This is a genomic window from Pseudorhodoferax soli (assembly GCF_003337555.1).
GTDB lineage: Bacteria > Pseudomonadota > Gammaproteobacteria > Burkholderiales > Burkholderiaceae_C > Pseudorhodoferax > Pseudorhodoferax soli.
In genome coordinates this window covers 1,192,167-1,208,037 of record NZ_QPJK01000001.1, presented here as the reverse complement: position 1 = coordinate 1,208,037, position 15,871 = coordinate 1,192,167, and the positions used below count along the sequence as shown (strand labels likewise).

Genomic DNA, 15,871 nt, shown 5'->3' with positions numbered 1-15,871 from the left:
CCGTTGTCCCGCTCGATGTCCTCGCCCCCTTCCGCCCCTGGACGCAGCCCGCTGGCCCAGGCCGCCATCGTGCGCGCCGTACAGCTGATCGAGGAGGAGGGCAGGCTGGAGGACGGCCAGGCCATGCGCCAGGCCTTTGGCACCCGGCCCGACGGCGCCGGCCGCGTGCTGGAGCGCGCCTGGCTGCTCGGCGAGCGCCTGGGCCTGCAGCGCGAATGGCGGCGCTGGCGCCAACTGGGCGGCGCCGTGCTCCTGTTGCTGGTGCTCGGCGTGGCCGGCAGCGCCTGGGCGCTGGCGCGTGGGGTGCTGGGCGATGCGCGCGAGATCAATGTCGTGGCTGCCTTCGTCTCCATGCTGGGCTTGCACACGGTGACGCTGCTGCTGTGGCTGACCAGCCTGCTGCTGCCCTGGCGTTTGGCGGCCGGCGGCGCGCTGGGCCGCTGGGCACTGCAGCTCACGGCCCGGCTGCCACTGGACCGCGGGCCGCACGCCGTGCAGCTGGCGCGCGCCACCACCGATGTGCTGGCCCGCGCCCGGCTGGCGCCCTGGGCCTTCGGTGGCATCAGCCATGCCATCTGGACATTGGCCTTCGTGCTGCTGCTGGCGGCGCTGGCGCTGGGGCTGTCGCTGCGCGCCTACCGGCTGACCTGGGAAACCACGCTGCTGACACCCGGGTTCTTCGTGCACTTCGTCCAGGCCACGGGGTGGCTGCCCCAACAGCTCGGCTTTGCCATGCCCGACGCCGCCACGCTGCTGCAGCCTGCCCAGGCTGGCGCCGACGCGCAACGCGCCTGGGCCTGGTGGCTGTTGGGCTGCGTGGCCGTCTACGGCCTGTGCGTGCGCCTGCTCTGCGCGCTGCTGTGCTGGGCCGCATGGCGGCGCGGCCGCGGGCGGCTGGCGCTGGACCTGGTCGACCCCGGCGTGCGCGCGTTGCTGTCGCGCTTCGAGGCCATGGAGCCGGTGCTGGTGGTGGACGCCGAGCAGCCCGGCGCCATGCGGGCCGCTGCGCCTGCTGCACTGGTGTCCGATGCCGGTACGCGGCTGCTGCTGGGCTTCGAGCTGCCACCCGAGTCGCTGTGGCCGCCCTTCAGCCCATCCGCCGCCGTGCAGGTGCAGCGCATGGACGGCAGCCAGCGCGAGCGCGCCGACCTGCTCCAGCGCCTGGCCGCGGCGCCGGCGCACCGCCTGCTCGTGGCCTGCCACGCGGCTTCCAGCCCCGACCGCGGCACCGAGCGTTTCCTGCGCGAGGCCTGCGGGCTCAGCGCCGCCTGCGGGGTGCTGCTGGGCGGCGCGCGGCAAGAGGCAGACACGGCGCGCTGGCGCGACTGGCTGCAGCGCAGCGCGCTGCAGCAACTCACGGTGCTCACCGAACCCGAGGCCGCGCAGGCCTGGCTGGAGGCGCCATGACGCTGCCCATCCCCGGCGCCCAGGCCGCCGACGACGCCCTCGCCATCGCCGTGGTCGGCCACACCAACGCCGGCAAGACCTCGCTGCTGCGCACGCTGACGCGCAAGCGCCGCTTCGGTGAGGTGTCCGACCGCCCGGGCACCACGCGCCATGTGGAGGTGGTGGAACTGCGCATCGACGGCCGGCCCGCGCTGCGCTTCTTCGACACACCGGGCCTGGAAGATTCCGTCGCGCTGTGGGACTTCCTGCAGGGCGCCGATGCCGACGCCGGCATGGACCGCCCCGCACGCGTGCGCGCCTTCCTGCAAGGCCCGGAGGCGCGCGGCAGCTTCGAGCAGGAGGCCAAGGTGCTGCGCAAGATGCTGGAGGTGGATGCGGCCTTCTACGTCATCGACAGCCGCGAGCCCGTGCTGCCCAAGCACCGCGCCGAGATCGAGATCCTGAACTCCTGCGCGCGCCCGGTCATGCCGGTGCTCAACTTCGTGCGCGATCCGGCGAGCCGGCTGGCCGACTGGCAGGCTGTTTTGGCCGGTGCCGGCCTGCACGCCCAGGTACGCTTCGACGCCGTGGCACCCTTCGTCGGCGCGGAGCAGCACCTCTACCAGGATCTGGCCACCCTGCTGCCGGGCCAGCGTGCACGCCTGCAGCACGTGGGCCAGCATCTGCAGCAAGAGGCCGGTGGCCGCCGCGACGCGGCCAGCCGCGCCATCGCCGACCTGCTGCTGCGCCTGGCGGCGCTGCGCCGCGGCATCGGCGAGGTGGTCTATGCCGAGCCGGCCGCGCGCGCGCGGGCCGAACAGGATTTCCAGCAGCTGGCAGTGGGGCTGGTGCGCGGATGCGCCGAGCGGCTGCTGGAGATCCACGGCTTTTCCGAAGACGACGCGCGGCTCGCCGCGCTGCCCTGGCAGGACGGCCGCTGGGACAGCGACCTGTTCCACCCCGAGGCCTTGCGCCAGGCCGGCCGCCGGCTGGGCATGGGCGCGGCGGTTGGCGCCTCGGTCGGCGTGATCGCCGACCTGGCCGTGGGCGGCCTCTCCCTGGGTGCCGGTGCCGCGCTGGGCGGCGCACTGGGCAGCATCGTCTCGCAGGGCTGGCGCCAGATCGGCGGCAAGCTGCTGAACCAGCTCAGCGGCGTGCGCGAACTCACGCTGGACAACGCCTTGCTGTTCCTGGTGGCGCTGCAGCTCGTGGGCCTGGCGCGCCAGCTCGACCGGCGCGGCCATGCGGCGCTCGCCCAACTGGAGCAGGGCGCCGCGCCCGACGCGGCGCTGGACCCCCCGCTGCGCCGCGTGGTGCAGGCCGTGCAGCCGGCCCGCAGCCGGCCCGATTGGGAGAAGCCAGGCAGCACCTCGGACCGGCGCCGGCGCGTGCAGGACGAAGCCGCGGCCCTGTTGCGCCCGCTGCTGGAACCGACGGACTGACGGGGTCTGCGCTGTCGTGCGCCCGCCACCGGCTCACGCACAATGGCCCGGTCACCCACTCTGCCACGACCCCATGGCCACCAGCCTGCTCGCACTGCTCGACGACATCGCCTCCATCCTCGACGACGTCTCGGTCCTGAGCAAGGTCGCGGCCAAGAAGACGGCCGGTGTCCTGGGCGACGACCTGGCGCTCAACGCCCAGCAGGTGACGGGCGTCAAGGCCGACCGCGAACTGCCCGTCGTCTGGGCCGTGGCCAAGGGCTCCATGCTCAACAAGGCCATCCTGGTGCCGGCCGCGCTGGCCATCAGCGCGTTCGCGCCCTGGGCCGTCACGCCACTCCTGATGCTGGGCGGCGCCTTCCTGTGCTATGAGGGCTTCGAGAAGCTGGCCCACAGGTTCCTGCACGGCCAGCAAGACGACGCGCATGCGGCCCAGCGCAAGCAGGCCGCGGCCGACCCCGCAGTCGACCTTGTGGCGTTGGAGAAGGACAAGATCAAGGGCGCGGTGCGCACCGACTTCATCCTGTCGGCCGAGATCATCGCGATCACGCTGGGCACCGTGCAGCAAAGCCCGTTCCTGACCCAGTTGGTGGTGCTGGCCGGCATCGCCGTGGTCATGACCATCGGGGTCTACGGCCTGGTCGCCGGCATCGTCCGGCTCGACGACGCGGGGCTGCACCTGAGCCGCCTCGGCGGCGCGCGTGCCGCGCTGGGGCGCGGCATCCTGGCCGCGGCGCCCTGGCTCATGAAGGGCCTGTCGGTGGTCGGCACGGCCGCCATGTTCCTCGTCGGCGGCGGCATCCTCACGCATGGCGTGACGGTGCTGCACCACGGCATCGAGGAGATGGCACATGCCACGGCGATCTGGCCGGGCGGGCCCTTCTGGGAGGCCATCACCCCGGCACTTGCGAACGCCGGCATCGGCGTCGTGGCCGGCGCCGTGGTGCTGGCGGCGGTCACCGCCGTGAAGAAGCTGCGCGGCTAGGCCGCGTCCTCGTAGAGCTCCAGCGGCAGCCCGTCCGGGTCGGCGAAGAAGGTGAAGCGCCGGCCTGTGTACTCGTCGGTGCGAATGTCTTCCACGGCCACGCCCTGCGCCTCGAGTTCGGCCTTGCAGCGCGCCACGTCGGCGACCGCGAAGGACAGGTGGCGCAACCCCTGGGCTTCGGGCCGCGAGGGGCGCGGCGGCGGCGCGGGAAAGCTGAACAGTTCGATCTGGCTGCCGTCGGGGAGCGCCAGGTCGAGCTTGGTGGACTGGCGCGCCGCGCGGTGGTGCTCGGCCACGACGCGCAGGCCCAGCACCTCGGTGTAGAAGCGTCTGGAGCGCGCGTAGTCGGCGCAGATGATGGCGGCGTGGTGGATGCGCAGCAGTTCCATGGTGTTCACATTGCCTCGTGGACCAGCCGCCCCAGCGTGGCCAGGGCGGCCTCGCTGCGTGTGTTCCAGGCATGGCCGTAGTTGAGCCGGATGCAGTGCGCGAACGCGCGGCTCGGCGAGAAGATCGGCCCCGGCGCGATGCTGATGCCCTGGGCCAGCACCTGGCGGTGCAGCGCCAGCGCGTCGACCTGCAGCGGCAGCTCCACCCACAGGAAATAGCCGCCTGCCGGCCGCGTCGCGCGCGTGCCGGGCGGGAAATGCCGGCCCAGCGCCTGCATGAATTGCGTCTGCTGCTGCGCCAAGGCCTGGCGCAGCTTGCGCAGGTGCTTGTCGAAGCCCCCGCGCTCCAGATAGCGCGCCAGCGCCATCTGCGTGGGCACGGCCGTGGCCAGCGTGGACATCAGCTTGGCCCGCGCCACGGCCTGGGCATAGCGCCCCGGCGCGGCCCAGCCGATGCGCCAGCCCGGCGCGAGGGATTTGGAGAACGAGGAACAGTGCAGCACCAGGCCCTGGCTGTCGAAGGCCTTGGCCGGCGGCGGGCGCTTGTCGCCGAAGTAGAGCTCGGCGTACACATCGTCCTCGATCAGCGGCAGCTGGTGGCGCGCCAGCAGTTCGACGAGCGCGCGCTTGCGCTCCTCCGGCATCAGGCTGCCGAGCGGATTCTGGAAGTTGCTCATGAGCCAGCAGGCCTTGGGTCGGTGGCGCGCGATGGCCTGCTCCAGCGCGGCCAGATCCATGCCCTCGCGCGGATGCGTGGGCACTTCCACGGCCGACAGGCCCTGGCGCTCGAGCGCCTGCAGCGCGCCGTAGAAGGCCGGCGCCTCCACGAGCACCGTGTCGCCCGGCCGCGTGACGACCGACAGGCACAGGTTCAGCGCCTCCAGCGCGCCGTTGGTGACGACGATGTCGTCCACCGACATGGGCATGCCGGCCGCCAGGTAGCGCAGCGCGATCTGGCGGCGCAGGGCCGCATTGCCAGGCGTCAGGTCGTCCACCGTGCTCCAGGGGTCCAGCGCCTGCGCGCTGGCCGCCAGCGACTGGCCCAGCCGCGCCAGCGGGAACAGCAGCGGGCTCGGGAAGGCCGAGCCGAAGGGCACGACCTCGCGCGTCATGCTGGCATCCAGGATCTCGAACACCAGCGCGCTGACGTCCACCGGCACCGAGCCCTCCTGCGGCTGCGAGGCGGCCTCCGGTTCCGGCGGCACCTGTTGAGCGTGCGGCGCCACGTAGTAGCCAGAGCGCTCGCGCGCCTGCACCAGGCCGCGCGCTTCCAGCAGGTAGTAGGCCTGGAACACCGTGGACGGGCTCACGCCCCGGCTGGCGCTGGTGTGGCGCACCGAGGCCAGCCGGTCGCCTGGGCGCAGCACGCCGGCGCGGATGGATTCCGCGATGTCGTGGGCCAGGGCTTCGTAGCGCTTCATGGGTGGGGCGGCGGCATTGTCATGCATCTGATCCGGTGTTCTGCGTTGCAACTGGTGGTGTCCGGCCGCTGCTGCATGCACTAGCATCGCCGCCCCATGCTCTACGCCATCGCCGCCCTGTTCCTGTTGCAAGCGCTGGGCGATGCCCTGGTGCGCCTGGCCGGCTGGCCGCTGCCGGGCTCGGTGGTCGGCATGGTGGCGCTGTTCGCGGGCCTGCTGGTGCTGCGGCGTGTGCCGGCCGGGCTGGAGCAGGGCGCCAAGGCCCTGCTGCCGCACATGATGCTGCTGTTCATTCCCTCGGTGACCGGCGTGATGCTGCATTTCGAGCGCGTCGCCCGCGAGTGGCGCCCGTTCCTGCTGGCCAGCGTGTTCGGGGCGGCGATCACGCTGGTCGTCACCGCGCTGGCGCTCAAGTGGCTGCTGCGCCGGCAGGCAGCGGCATGACGGCGGCCTGGAACGCGCTGGCCGCCTCGCCGGTCTGGTGGCTGGCGCTGACCGTGCTGGTCTACGCGGGCACGCTGGCGCTGTACCGGCGCAGCGGTGCGCACCCCGCGCTGATCCCGGTGCTGACCTCGGTGCTGGTGCTGCTCGGCCTGCTGCTGGCCAGCGGCACGCCCTATGCCGACTACGCGCGTGGCACCCAGCCGCTCACGCTGCTGATCGGTCCGGCCACGGTGCTGCTGGCCGTGCCGCTGTTCCACCAGTGGCCGCGCGTGCGCGCGATCTGGCGGCCGCTGGCCATCGCGCTGCTGCTCGGTTCGGCCACGGCCATCGTCTCGGCCGTGGGCATCGCCTGGGCGCTGGGCGGATCCTGGGAGACGCTGGCATCGCTGGCGCCCAAATCCGCCACCATGCCCATCGCCATGCCGGTGGCCGAACGCATGGGCGGGCTGACGTCGCTGGCCGCCGTGGCCGTGGCCATCACGGGCATCGCCGGCACCATGGTGTCGCAGCCGCTGCTGCGCTGGCTGGGCGCCGACCAGGACCCGGTCGTGCGCGGCGTGGCGCTCGGCCTCACGGCGCATGCCATCGGCATGGCGCGCGAGCTGCAGCTGAACCCGGTGGCGGGCGCGTTCGCGGCCCTGGCCATGGGCCTGAACGGCATCCTGACCAGCCTGCTCGTGCCGCTGTTGCTGGCGTTCCTGTGATGCCTGCTACGGTTGCCGCATGCACAACTGCTGCTTTTCTCTGAGGCCGGTCTGCGGCACATTCGGGCCATGAACAAGTTGCTGCGCACCGTGCGCGCCGTGCTTTGGAGCTTCATCGGCCTGGGCGGGCGCCGATCCGAGGCCGAGAAACGCACCGACCAGGTGGGCTTCCTGCCGCTCGTCCTCGTGGCCTTCGTGATCGTGCTGCTGCTGGTGGTGGGCCTGGTCGCACTGGCCCGCTACGCCGCAGGTTCGTAGCGCGCTCGGCCGTGCCGCACGCACAGCCACGGCCCCGGGGCGCTCCGGCGGCGCCAGTCGGCGAGCAGGGCCACGGAATCCCATTTCGCAATATCTAGAAGTGCATAACGTGGGCGATGTCCGGATGCAGGTGGCCGGCAGCACATACCCTTGCGGGACGCGGCGATCCAATTGAAATAAGGCATCGGACCGGAGCGGTCGAGTGTCGTTGCGCGCGCCGAATGCTGCCTGGAGGGGAGTTGTACTGTTATATTTGAAAAAGCACAGCGGTCTGCACCCGGGTCGCCGTCCCTCCAAGGAATTTCTCCATGCGTTCCTTCTCCGCCGCTTCACTGGTTCTGGCCCTGGCCTTGCCGGTCGCATCCTGGGCGCAGCAGATCACTGTGTCTGCTGCTGCCAGCCTGACCGACGCGTTCAAGGAACTGGCGCCCCGGTTCGAGGCCGGCACGCCCGGCGTCACCGTGCGCTTCAACTTCGCCGCTTCCGGTGTGCTGCTGCAGCAGATCAGCCAGGGCGCACCGGTCGATGTGTTCGCGAGTGCCGACCAGGAAACCATGAACCGGGCCGCCACGCAGCAGCTCATCGATGGGGCCACCCGCAAGAACTTCGTGACCAACAGCCTGGTCCTGGTGGAGCCGGCGCACGGCGGCGTGGGCATCAAGGGCCTGGCCGACCTCGGCGGCGCCGCGGTGAAAAGGATCGCGATCGGCAAGACGGCGACCGTGCCAGTGGGCCGCTACACCAAGGAGGTGCTCGATGCCGCCAAGCTGTGGACCGTGCTGGAGCCCAAGTTCGTGCAGGCCGACAGCGTGCGCCAGGTGCTGGATTACGTGGGCCGCAGCGAGGTCGATGCGGGCTTCGTCTACCGCACGGACGCTGCCATCGCCGGCGACAAGGTGAAGATCGTCGCCTCGCCACAGGGCGCGACGCCGGTGTCCTACCCGATCGCCGTGGTGGCCGACAGCAGGAACAAGGCCGCCGCCGCTGATTTCATCGCGTTCGTGAACTCGGAGCCCGGCCAGCGGGTGCTGGCTCGCCACGGCTTCGGCATGCCCTGAAGATCAGCGCCCGCGACGCAGCCGGTCACACCGCGCCGTGCGCCTCGACGTACAGCGCGTACAGCGAGTGGCTGCTGGTCATGTAGAGCCGGTTGCGCTTGGGGCCGCCGAATTCCAGGTTGGCGCAGCGTTCGGGCAGGCGGATGAAGCCGATCGGCTTGCCGTCCTTGTTGAACACCTTCACGCCGTCCATCTCGTCGGACTTCGCCAGCGGCAGATGCGCCTTCATGCCGCCGCCGATGTCGGTGGCCTCGGGCGCGAAGGCACCGGAAAAGCCCCAGCCGCACCACAGGTTGCCGTCGCGGTCGACGCGGAAGCCGTCGAAGGCACCGGGGCCGCCGGCGTCGATGAGCTTGGTCTTGTTCGAGAGCGTGGCGCCGTCGGCGGAGACATCGAAGCTCCACATGCTGCGGTTGGGCGTGCCCTTCCACTCGACCACGTAGAGCTTCTTCTCGTCCGGCGAGAAGGCCAGGCCGTTGGGGTTCACCAGGTCGGTGATCACCGCCGTGATCTTGCCGTCCTTGCCGATGCGGTAGACGTTGGTGGTGGCCTGCTCGGGCTTGGCGCGCGAGCCTTCCCATTCGCCATTGATGCCGAAGGTCGGGTCGGTGAACCAGATGCTGTCGTCGGACTTCACCACGATGTCGTTCGGCGCGTTGAGTTTCTTGCCTTCGAAGTTGTCGGCCAGCACGGTCATGCTGCCGTCCTTCTCGGTGCGCACCACGCGGCGCGTGACCGAGTGCTCGCAGCTCACCAGCCGGCCCTGGCGGTCGCGGGTGTTGCCATTGGCGTAGTTCACGCCTTCCTTGTGCACCGAGAACTTGCCGGTCTTCTCCTCGAACTTCATGAGCCGGTTGTTCGGGATGTCCGACACGATCAGCGTGCCGGTCTCCGGGAAGTAGGCCGGCCCTTCGGCCCAGCGCATGCCGCTGCCGACCTGCTCGATGGTGCTGCTGTAGATGCGGTACTTGGCGAAGCTCGGGTCGAGGATGAAGACGTTCGGATCCGGGTAGCGCTGGGCCGGCTTGAAGTCGAACGACTGCGCGCCCGCCAGGCCCGCGGCCGTGGTGAGGGCGCCGCTGGCGGCGGTTTTCAGAAAGCGTCTGCGGCCGTCTTGGTGCATGGGAATGGTCTCCTCCTTGGTTGTGAAAATCAGTAGCCTGTGCCGGGCTTGGCCGGTGCCTGCGCACGCATGGCCGCAACGACTTGCTGCGCCCCAGCCGCCATCAGCCGCGCGTCCGAGCTGACGGTCAGGAACTGGAAGCCCTGGGCGATGCGCGCGAGCGCGCCCTGCGGGTTGCCGTTGTGGATGCCGGCCACGATGCCGTGCGCCTTGGCGCGCGCCAGGATGTGGTCGATGGCCTGCTGCGCCTTGGGGTCGACGTCGTCGAACACCGGCCGGCAGCCCAGCGAGAGCGACAGGTCGGACGGGCCGATGTAGACCGCATCCAGGCCTTCGACAGAGAGGATGTCGTCCAGGTTGTCCAGCGCCTGTGCGGTCTCGATCATCGCGAAGCGCACGATGTGGTCGTTGGCCTGCTCCGGGTAGTCGGCGCCGTGGATCAGCAGCGCGCGGATCGGGCCGAAGCTGCGCGTGCCGCGCGGTGCGTAGCTGGTCCACGCCACGAGCTTTTGCGCGTCCTCGCGCGTGTTGACCATGGGGCAGATCACGGCCGAGGCGCCGGCGTCCAGCGTCTTCATGAGGATGCCGGGCTCCAGCCAGGGCACGCGCACCACGGGCACGGTCTCGGTGGTGCTGATGGCCTGCAGCATGGGCAGCATGGCCTGGTAGTCCACCACGCCGTGCTGCAGGTCGATGGTCAGCGAGTCCCAGCCCTGGTGGGCCATGGTCTCGGCCGAGAAACTGTTCGGAATGGCGAGCCAGCCGTTGACGGCTGCACCCCCCGATTTCCACAGCGTGCGCAATCGGTTGTCTCGCATGGGGTGCTCCTTGTGGTGGTTCGTGGCGGCGGTGCCTGCCTCAGTCGGGCGCCACCTGGTGGTTGGCCATCAACTCCAGCGACTTGACCAGTGCGGAATGGTCGAGCTGGTCCCAGCCCTGTGCAGCGCAGGTCTGCATCAGCTGCGCCGCGCTGGCCGTCTGCGGCAGCGCCACGCCCATGGACTTGGCGCCGGCCAGTGCCAGGCCCAGGTCTTTCTGGTGCAGGCCGATGCGGAAGCCCGGGTTGAAGGTGCGCTTGATCATGCGTTCGCCGTGCACCTCCAGGATGCGGCTGGCCGCGAAGCCGCCCATCAGCGCCTGGCGCACCTTGGCCGGGTCGGCGCCGGCCTTGCTGGCGAACAGCAGGGCCTCGCCCACGGCGGCGATGTTCAGCGCCACGATGATCTGGTTGGCCACCTTGGTGGTCTGGCCGTCGCCCACGCCGCCCACGTGCGTGATGTTCTTGCCCATCTTCTCGAACAGGGGCTTGGCCTTGGCGAAGGCTTCCTCGGTGCCGCCGACCATGATGGTCAGGCTGGCGGCCTTGGCGCCGACTTCGCCGCCGCTGACGGGCGCGTCCAGGTAGTCGCAGCCCAGGGCCGCGATCTTCTCGGCGAAGGCCTTGGTCTCGATGGGCGAGATCGAGCTCATGTCGATCACGGTCTTGCCCTTGGTCAGGCCCTCGGCCACGCCGTTCTCGCCGAACAGCACCGCCTGCACGTCGGGTGTGTCGGGCAGCATCAGGATGATGGTGTCGGCCGCCTGCGCGACCTCCTTGGCGGTGGCGACGCCCTTCGCGCTGCTGGCCGCGATCTCCGCGTTGACCTTGCTGCGCTTCACATACGTGACGTCGTGGCCGGCGTTGACGAGGTGCAGGGCCATGGGCGCGCCCATGATGCCGAGGCCGATGAATCCGATCTTCATGTGTTGCTCCTTGGGGTGTGTGGGGGAGGGGTTCAGGTCACGGGTGCGGGGTTGAACAGCACCAGCGCGTTGTGCAGCTTCCACTGTTCGGCCCAGGTCTTCTTGCGGCCGCTGGCGACGTCGAGCATGAGCTGGAACATCTCCCAGCCGACATCGGCGATCGTCTTCTCGCCGGTGGCGATGGTGCCGGCGTTGATGTCCATCAGGTCGTGCCAGCGGCGCGCCAGGTCGTCGCGCGTGGCCACCTTGATCACAGGCACTTCGGCCAGGCCGTAGGGCGTGCCGCGGCCGGTGGTGAAGACGTGCAGGTTCATGCCGGCGGCCAGTTGCAGCGTGCCGCAGATGAAGTCGCTGGCGGGCGTGGCGGCGTAGATCAGGCCCTTTTGCTTCAACTTCTCGCCGGGCGAGATCACGCCCGAGATTGCCGACGAGCCGCTCTTGACGATGGAGCCCATGGCCTTCTCGACGATGTTCGAGAGGCCGCCCTTCTTGTTGCCGGGCGTGGTGTTGGCGCTGCGGTCCACACGGCCCTTGTCGAGGTAGGCGTCGTACCAGGCCATCTCGCGGATCATGGCCTCGGCCACCTCGGGCGTGCTGGCGCGGGACGTGAGCTGGTCGATGCCGTCGCGCACCTCGGTCACCTCGCTGAACATCACGCTGGCGCCGGCCCGCACCAAGAGGTCGGTGCAGTAGCCCACGGCCGGGTTGGCGGTGACGCCGCTGAAGGCATCGCTGCCGCCGCACTGCACGCCCACCACCAGTTCGCTGGCCGGCACGGTCTCGCGGCGGCGGGCGTTCAGGCGCTCCAGGTGTTCCTCGGCCTGCCGCATGATGGAGTCGACCATGGACATGAAGCCCACGTGCGCGTCGTCCTGCAGGCAGACCACGTCGAGCTTGGCCTCTTCGTTGGTGCCCACATCCGCCACGTTGCGCTCGTCGACGATGGGGATGGAGCCCGGCGGCAGCAGCCGCTCGGGCTGCAGCTTCTCGCAGCCCAGGCTCACCACCATCACCTCGCCGCCGAAGTTCGGGTTCAGGCTGATGTTGCGCAGCGTGCGGATCGGGATCTCGGCGCCTGGCGCATCGATGGCCACGCCGCAGCCGTAGGTGTGCTCCAGCGCCACCACGTCGTCCACGTTGGGGTACTTGGGCAGCAGCTCGGACTTGATGCGCTGCACGGCGAAGTCGGTGACGCCGGCCACGCACTGCACGGTCTGCGTGATGGCCAGGATGTTGCGCGTGCCGACCGAGCCGTCCAGGTTGCGGTAGCCCTCGAAGGTGTAGCCTTCCAGCGGCGCCTGCACGGGCGGCTTGATGGTGGCGATCGGCAGGCCGACCAGCTCGCGCGCCTCGGGCATTTGCAACAGGCGCTCGTGCACCCAGGTGCCGCGCGGCAGGTCTTTCAGCGCGTAGCCGATGGTGACGTTGTAGCGGCGCACGGCACCGCCTGCGGGGATGTCGACCAGCGCCACCTTGTGCGCCTGCGGCACCTTGTCGACCAGGGTCAGGCCATCAGGGAACACGGTGCCGGCCGGCAGGCCGCCGTCGTTGGCCACGATGGCCACGTTGTCGGCCTCGTGCATGGTGATGTAGAGGGGCTTGCTCATCGTGGTTGCTTCGTTGTTTCAGGCGCGCTGGCCGATCTCTGCGGTCTCGCGTGTCCAGGCGCGGGCCTGCTCGCTCAAGGACAGGCCCAGGCCGGGGCGCGTGGGCACCAGCATACGGCCGTCCTTGGTTTCCAGCCGCTCGTTGAACAGCGGCTCCAGCCAGTCGAAATGCTCGACCCAGGGCTCGGTGGCGTAGCAGGCGCCCAGGTGCACGTGCAGCTCCATCGCGAAGTGCGGGCCCAGGCTCAGGCCGGCGTGCTCGGCCAGCGCCGCGATCTTCAGGAAGGGCGTGATGCCGCCCACGCGCGGTGCGTCGGGCATCAGGTAGTCGGCCGCGCGGTGGCGGATCAGGTCGTAGTGCTCGGCCAGGCTGGTCAGCATCTCGCCGGTGGCGATCGGCGTGTCGAAGGTGGCGGCCAGGGCCGCGTGGCCCTCGTGGTCGTAGGCGTCCAGCGGCTCCTCGATCCAGACCAGGTTGTACTGCTCGAAAATCCGGCACATGCGCTGCGCCGTGGGCCGGTCCCATTGCTGGTTGGCGTCCACCATCAGCGGCACGTGGTCGCCCAGGTGCTTGCGCACGGCCTCCACGCGCTGGATGTCGATCTTGCCGTCGGGCTGGCCCACCTTGAGCTTGATGCCGCCGATGCCGCGCTCGATCGATGCTGCGGCGTTGACGGAGAGCTGGTCGATCGGCGTGTGCAGGAAGCCGCCCGAGGTGTTGTAGCAGCGCACGGAATCGCGCTGTGAGCCCAGCAGCTTGGACAGCGACAGCCCGGCGCGGCGCGCCTTGAGGTCGTACAGCGCCACGTCGAAGGCTCCGTAGGCCTGCACCGCCAGGCCGCTGCGGCCGACCGAGGCGCCGGCCCAGCACAGCTTGGTCCAGAGCTTGGCGATGTCGCTGGGGTCTTCGCCGATCAGCGCCGGTGCCACTTCCCTGGCATGCGCGAACTGGCCGGGGCCGCCCGCGCGCTTGGAATACGAGAAACCCAGGCCCTTGTGCCCGTCCTTGGTCTCGATCTCCGCGAACAGCATCGCGATCTCGGTCATGGGCTTCTGCCGCCCTGTCAGCACCTTGGCGTCGCTGATCGGGTTGGCCAGCGGCAGGTAGCAGGAGGAAAGGCGGATGTGGGCGATGCTGTCTTGCGTCATGGCGGTCAGTCGTCGATCACTCGATCGTGATTTTTCCGGTTTCGATCACTTGCTTCCACTTCGCGTATTCCTTCTGTTGGAAGGCCGCGAACTCTGCCGGCGTGTTGGCCACCATCTCGAAGCCGATGCTGGTGAACTGCTCCTTGACCTTGGGGCTGTTCAGCGCCTCGACGAAGGCGTCGTGGGCCTTTTGCCGCACATCGGCCGGCAGGCCCTTGGGCGCCACGATGGCTTGCCAGGAGGTGACTTCCACGTTGGCCACGCCGGCCTCGGCCATGGTGGGCACGTCGGGCAGCACCGGCGAGCGCTTGGCGCTGGTCACGGCCAGTGCGCGCATCTTGCCGCCCTTGATGTACTGCAGGACCGAATTGACGTTCTGGAACGAGGCGTCGACCTGACCGCCCATGATGTCGGTGTGGGCCGGCGCGCCGCCCTTGTACGGCACGTGGATCCCCTTGGTGCCCACCTGTTGCCAGAACAGCTCGGCCGTCAGGTGGTCGCTGGAGCCATTGCCGGCCGAGGCGAAGGTCATCTTGCCGGGGTTGGCCTTATTGAAGGCCACCACGTCGGCCAGGCTCTTGTGCGGCGAGTTCACGGGCACCACCAGCACGTTGGGCGATTGCACGGCCACGGTGATGGTGTCGAAATCCTTGAGCGGGTCGAACTGCATGCCCTTGAGCAGGTGCGGCACGATGACCAGCGGCCCCAGCGACGTGACGAGGAAGGTGTAGCCGTCCGGTGCGGCACGCTTCACGAAGGTGGCGCCGATGGTGCCGGTGGCTCCGGCCTTGTTGTCGACCAGAAACGATTGCTTGAACTTGTCGGTCAGCAGCGGGCCGACCGCGCGGGCCACCTGGTCGGTGGAACCGCCGGGTGGGAAGGGGACGACCATGGTGACGGCTTTGCTGGGCCAGGTGTCCGCAGCGGCGGCGAAGGCGAGTGTGGCCAGGGCAGCGGCAAGAAGTTGCTTCATGGAGTCTCCAAATGGGTCGTAGAGGGAATGACAACGCTGTCATTCCCGATGATGTCGGACGTCTACCCGCGATCTTGGTGCTTTTTGCAGCGGTTGTACGACGACCTGGACGAGGGCCGATGATATCGTTGTCATTTGAACCGTCAAGCGGGTTGTTTTCCCACTTGTGCCTGCCGCATGCCCCGTCCGCCGTCCGCCTCCAAGCCTGCCACGCTGCACGATGTCGCCCGCGCGGCCGGGGTGTCGCTGATCACGGCCTCGCGCGCCCTGGGCAACCCCGCTGTGGTTTCGGCCAAGACCATCGCGCGTGTCCAGGATGCCGTGCAGGCCACCGGCTACATCCCCAACCTGCTGGCGGGCGGTCTCAAGTCCAAGCGCAGCCGGATGGTGGCCGGCATCGTGCCGGCCCTGGCGGTGGCCCAGTTCCTCCCGTCGGTGCAGACGCTCACCGAGACGCTGGCGGCCGAGGGCTACCAGGTGCTGCTGGGCCAGACCGGCTATGACCTGGCACGCGAGGAGGTGGTGCTCAACACCATGATCAGCCGCCAGCCCGACGGCATCGTGTTCACGGGTCTCGTGCAGGACCCGGCCGTGCGCGAGCGGCTGCGCCGCACCGGCATCCCGGTGGTCGAGACCTGGGACCTGTCGGATGCGCCGGTGGACATGCTGGTCGGCTTCTCGCAGGACAGCGTGGGCCGGGCCGTGGGCACGTACTTCCGCGCCAAGGGCTGGCAGCGCGTGGGCATCGCCACGGCCGGCGATCCGCGCGCGCTGCTGCGCAAGGCCGGCTTCGAAGCCGCCTACGGCTGCGCCGTGCCCACCGCCAGCGTGGCTGCCCCCAGCAATCTGGAGCGGGGCCGCCAGGCCCTGGCCGAATTGCTCGCGCGGCAGCCCGGCCTGCAGGCCGTGTGCTGCAGCTCCGACCAACTGGCCCAGGGCGTGCTGGTGGAGGCCCAGGCGCGCGGCCTGCGCGTGCCGCAGGATCTGGCGGTCTGTGGCTTCGGCAACGCCGATTTCGCAGCGCACCTGTGGCCGTCCCTCAGCACCGTGCTCATCGACGGCCCGGCGATCGGCCGGCTGGCCGCGCAGCTCGTGCTGGCGCGCTGCCGCGGCGAGGCCGTGGCGCAGCCCATCGTCGACGTGGGCTTTCGCATCGTCGAACGCGGCTCCACCGCCTGAAGAGGGCGGG

The 15,871-nt window shown here is 70.0% G+C and carries 16 protein-coding genes; 8 read left to right on the top strand and 8 right to left on the bottom strand.

The genetic code is table 11. The features are described 5' to 3' along the window. Positions 1 to 15: 15 nt before the first annotated feature. The 3 genes from DES41_RS05530 (at position 16) to DES41_RS05520 (ending at position 3,813) form a co-directional block, all read left to right on the top strand. Entirely contained in the window at positions 16 to 1,407 is a 1,392-nt protein-coding gene (locus DES41_RS05530; protein ID WP_114466564.1) for a DUF2868 domain-containing protein, read from the top strand. Next, a complete protein-coding gene (locus DES41_RS05525) occupies positions 1,404 to 2,828 on the top strand; it encodes a GTPase/DUF3482 domain-containing protein (RefSeq protein WP_114466563.1) in 1,425 nt (474 codons plus the stop codon). Before DES41_RS05530 ends, DES41_RS05525 begins: the two co-directional genes overlap by 4 nt. A gap of 73 nt (positions 2,829 to 2,901) precedes the next feature. Then, on the top strand, positions 2,902 to 3,813 hold the full coding sequence (locus DES41_RS05520) for a DUF808 domain-containing protein (protein WP_114466562.1): 912 nt from the start codon (positions 2,902 to 2,904) through the stop codon (positions 3,811 to 3,813). Here DES41_RS05520 and gloA2 read toward each other — a convergent pair. Together gloA2 and DES41_RS05510 are read right to left on the bottom strand one after the other, a co-directional pair. After that, on the bottom strand, positions 3,810 to 4,202 hold the full coding sequence (gloA2, locus tag DES41_RS05515) for an SMU1112c/YaeR family gloxylase I-like metalloprotein (RefSeq protein WP_211332897.1): 393 nt from the start codon (positions 4,200 to 4,202) through the stop codon (positions 3,810 to 3,812). The genes DES41_RS05520 and gloA2 overlap by 4 nt on opposite strands. A 5-nt stretch (positions 4,203 to 4,207) precedes the next feature. Then, positions 4,208 to 5,623, bottom strand: a complete 1,416-nt coding sequence (locus DES41_RS05510; protein WP_114466561.1) for an aminotransferase-like domain-containing protein — start codon at positions 5,621 to 5,623, stop codon at positions 4,208 to 4,210. A 96-nt stretch (positions 5,624 to 5,719) separates the two neighbouring features. Here DES41_RS05510 and DES41_RS05505 point away from each other — a divergent pair, with 96 nt between their 5' ends. From DES41_RS05505 to modA, 4 genes are all read left to right on the top strand, one after another. Continuing rightward, on the top strand, positions 5,720 to 6,067 hold the full coding sequence (locus DES41_RS05505; RefSeq protein ID WP_114466560.1) for a CidA/LrgA family protein: 348 nt from the start codon (positions 5,720 to 5,722) through the stop codon (positions 6,065 to 6,067). Then, positions 6,064 to 6,771 (top strand): LrgB family protein, encoded by a 708-nt coding sequence (locus tag DES41_RS05500; protein ID WP_114466559.1) that lies wholly within the window; start codon positions 6,064 to 6,066, stop codon positions 6,769 to 6,771. Before DES41_RS05505 ends, DES41_RS05500 begins: the two co-directional genes overlap by 4 nt. 69 nt (positions 6,772 to 6,840) lie before the next feature. Continuing rightward, positions 6,841 to 7,029, top strand: coding sequence for a DUF2970 domain-containing protein (locus tag DES41_RS05495; protein ID WP_114466558.1), 189 nt, complete (start codon positions 6,841 to 6,843; stop codon positions 7,027 to 7,029). Between the two features lie 308 nt (positions 7,030 to 7,337). Continuing rightward, positions 7,338 to 8,087, top strand: coding sequence for a molybdate ABC transporter substrate-binding protein (gene modA / locus DES41_RS05490; protein WP_114466557.1), 750 nt, complete (start codon positions 7,338 to 7,340; stop codon positions 8,085 to 8,087). Positions 8,088 to 8,112: 25 nt separating this feature from the next. On the opposite strand, the gene DES41_RS05485 is transcribed toward modA, so the two are convergent. Genes DES41_RS05485 through DES41_RS05460 form a run of 6 tightly spaced genes read right to left on the bottom strand, consistent with a single transcriptional unit; the run spans position 8,113 to position 14,682 of the window. After that, on the bottom strand, positions 8,113 to 9,210 hold the full coding sequence (locus tag DES41_RS05485) for an SMP-30/gluconolactonase/LRE family protein (protein ID WP_114466556.1): 1,098 nt from the start codon (positions 9,208 to 9,210) through the stop codon (positions 8,113 to 8,115). Between the two features lie 29 nt (positions 9,211 to 9,239). Continuing rightward, entirely contained in the window at positions 9,240 to 10,028 is a 789-nt protein-coding gene (locus DES41_RS05480) for an HpcH/HpaI aldolase family protein (RefSeq protein ID WP_114466555.1), read from the bottom strand. Between the two features lie 40 nt (positions 10,029 to 10,068). Then, on the bottom strand, positions 10,069 to 10,989 hold the full coding sequence (locus DES41_RS05475; RefSeq protein ID WP_281277171.1) for a 2-hydroxy-3-oxopropionate reductase: 921 nt from the start codon (positions 10,987 to 10,989) through the stop codon (positions 10,069 to 10,071). Next, positions 10,986 to 12,560 (bottom strand): galactarate dehydratase, encoded by a 1,575-nt coding sequence (gene garD, locus DES41_RS05470; protein WP_114466553.1) that lies wholly within the window; start codon positions 12,558 to 12,560, stop codon positions 10,986 to 10,988. The genes DES41_RS05475 and garD overlap by 4 nt, the downstream gene beginning before the upstream one ends. A gap of 18 nt (positions 12,561 to 12,578) precedes the next feature. Next, entirely contained in the window at positions 12,579 to 13,709 is a 1,131-nt protein-coding gene (locus tag DES41_RS05465) for an L-talarate/galactarate dehydratase (RefSeq protein WP_114466552.1), read from the bottom strand. 16 nt (positions 13,710 to 13,725) lie between these two features. Further along, entirely contained in the window at positions 13,726 to 14,682 is a 957-nt protein-coding gene (locus tag DES41_RS05460; protein WP_114466551.1) for a Bug family tripartite tricarboxylate transporter substrate binding protein, read from the bottom strand. Positions 14,683 to 14,859: 177 nt separating this feature from the next. Here DES41_RS05460 and DES41_RS05455 point away from each other — a divergent pair, with 177 nt between their 5' ends. Then, entirely contained in the window at positions 14,860 to 15,861 is a 1,002-nt protein-coding gene (locus DES41_RS05455) for a LacI family DNA-binding transcriptional regulator (RefSeq protein ID WP_114466550.1), read from the top strand. Positions 15,862 to 15,871 lie beyond the last annotated feature (10 nt).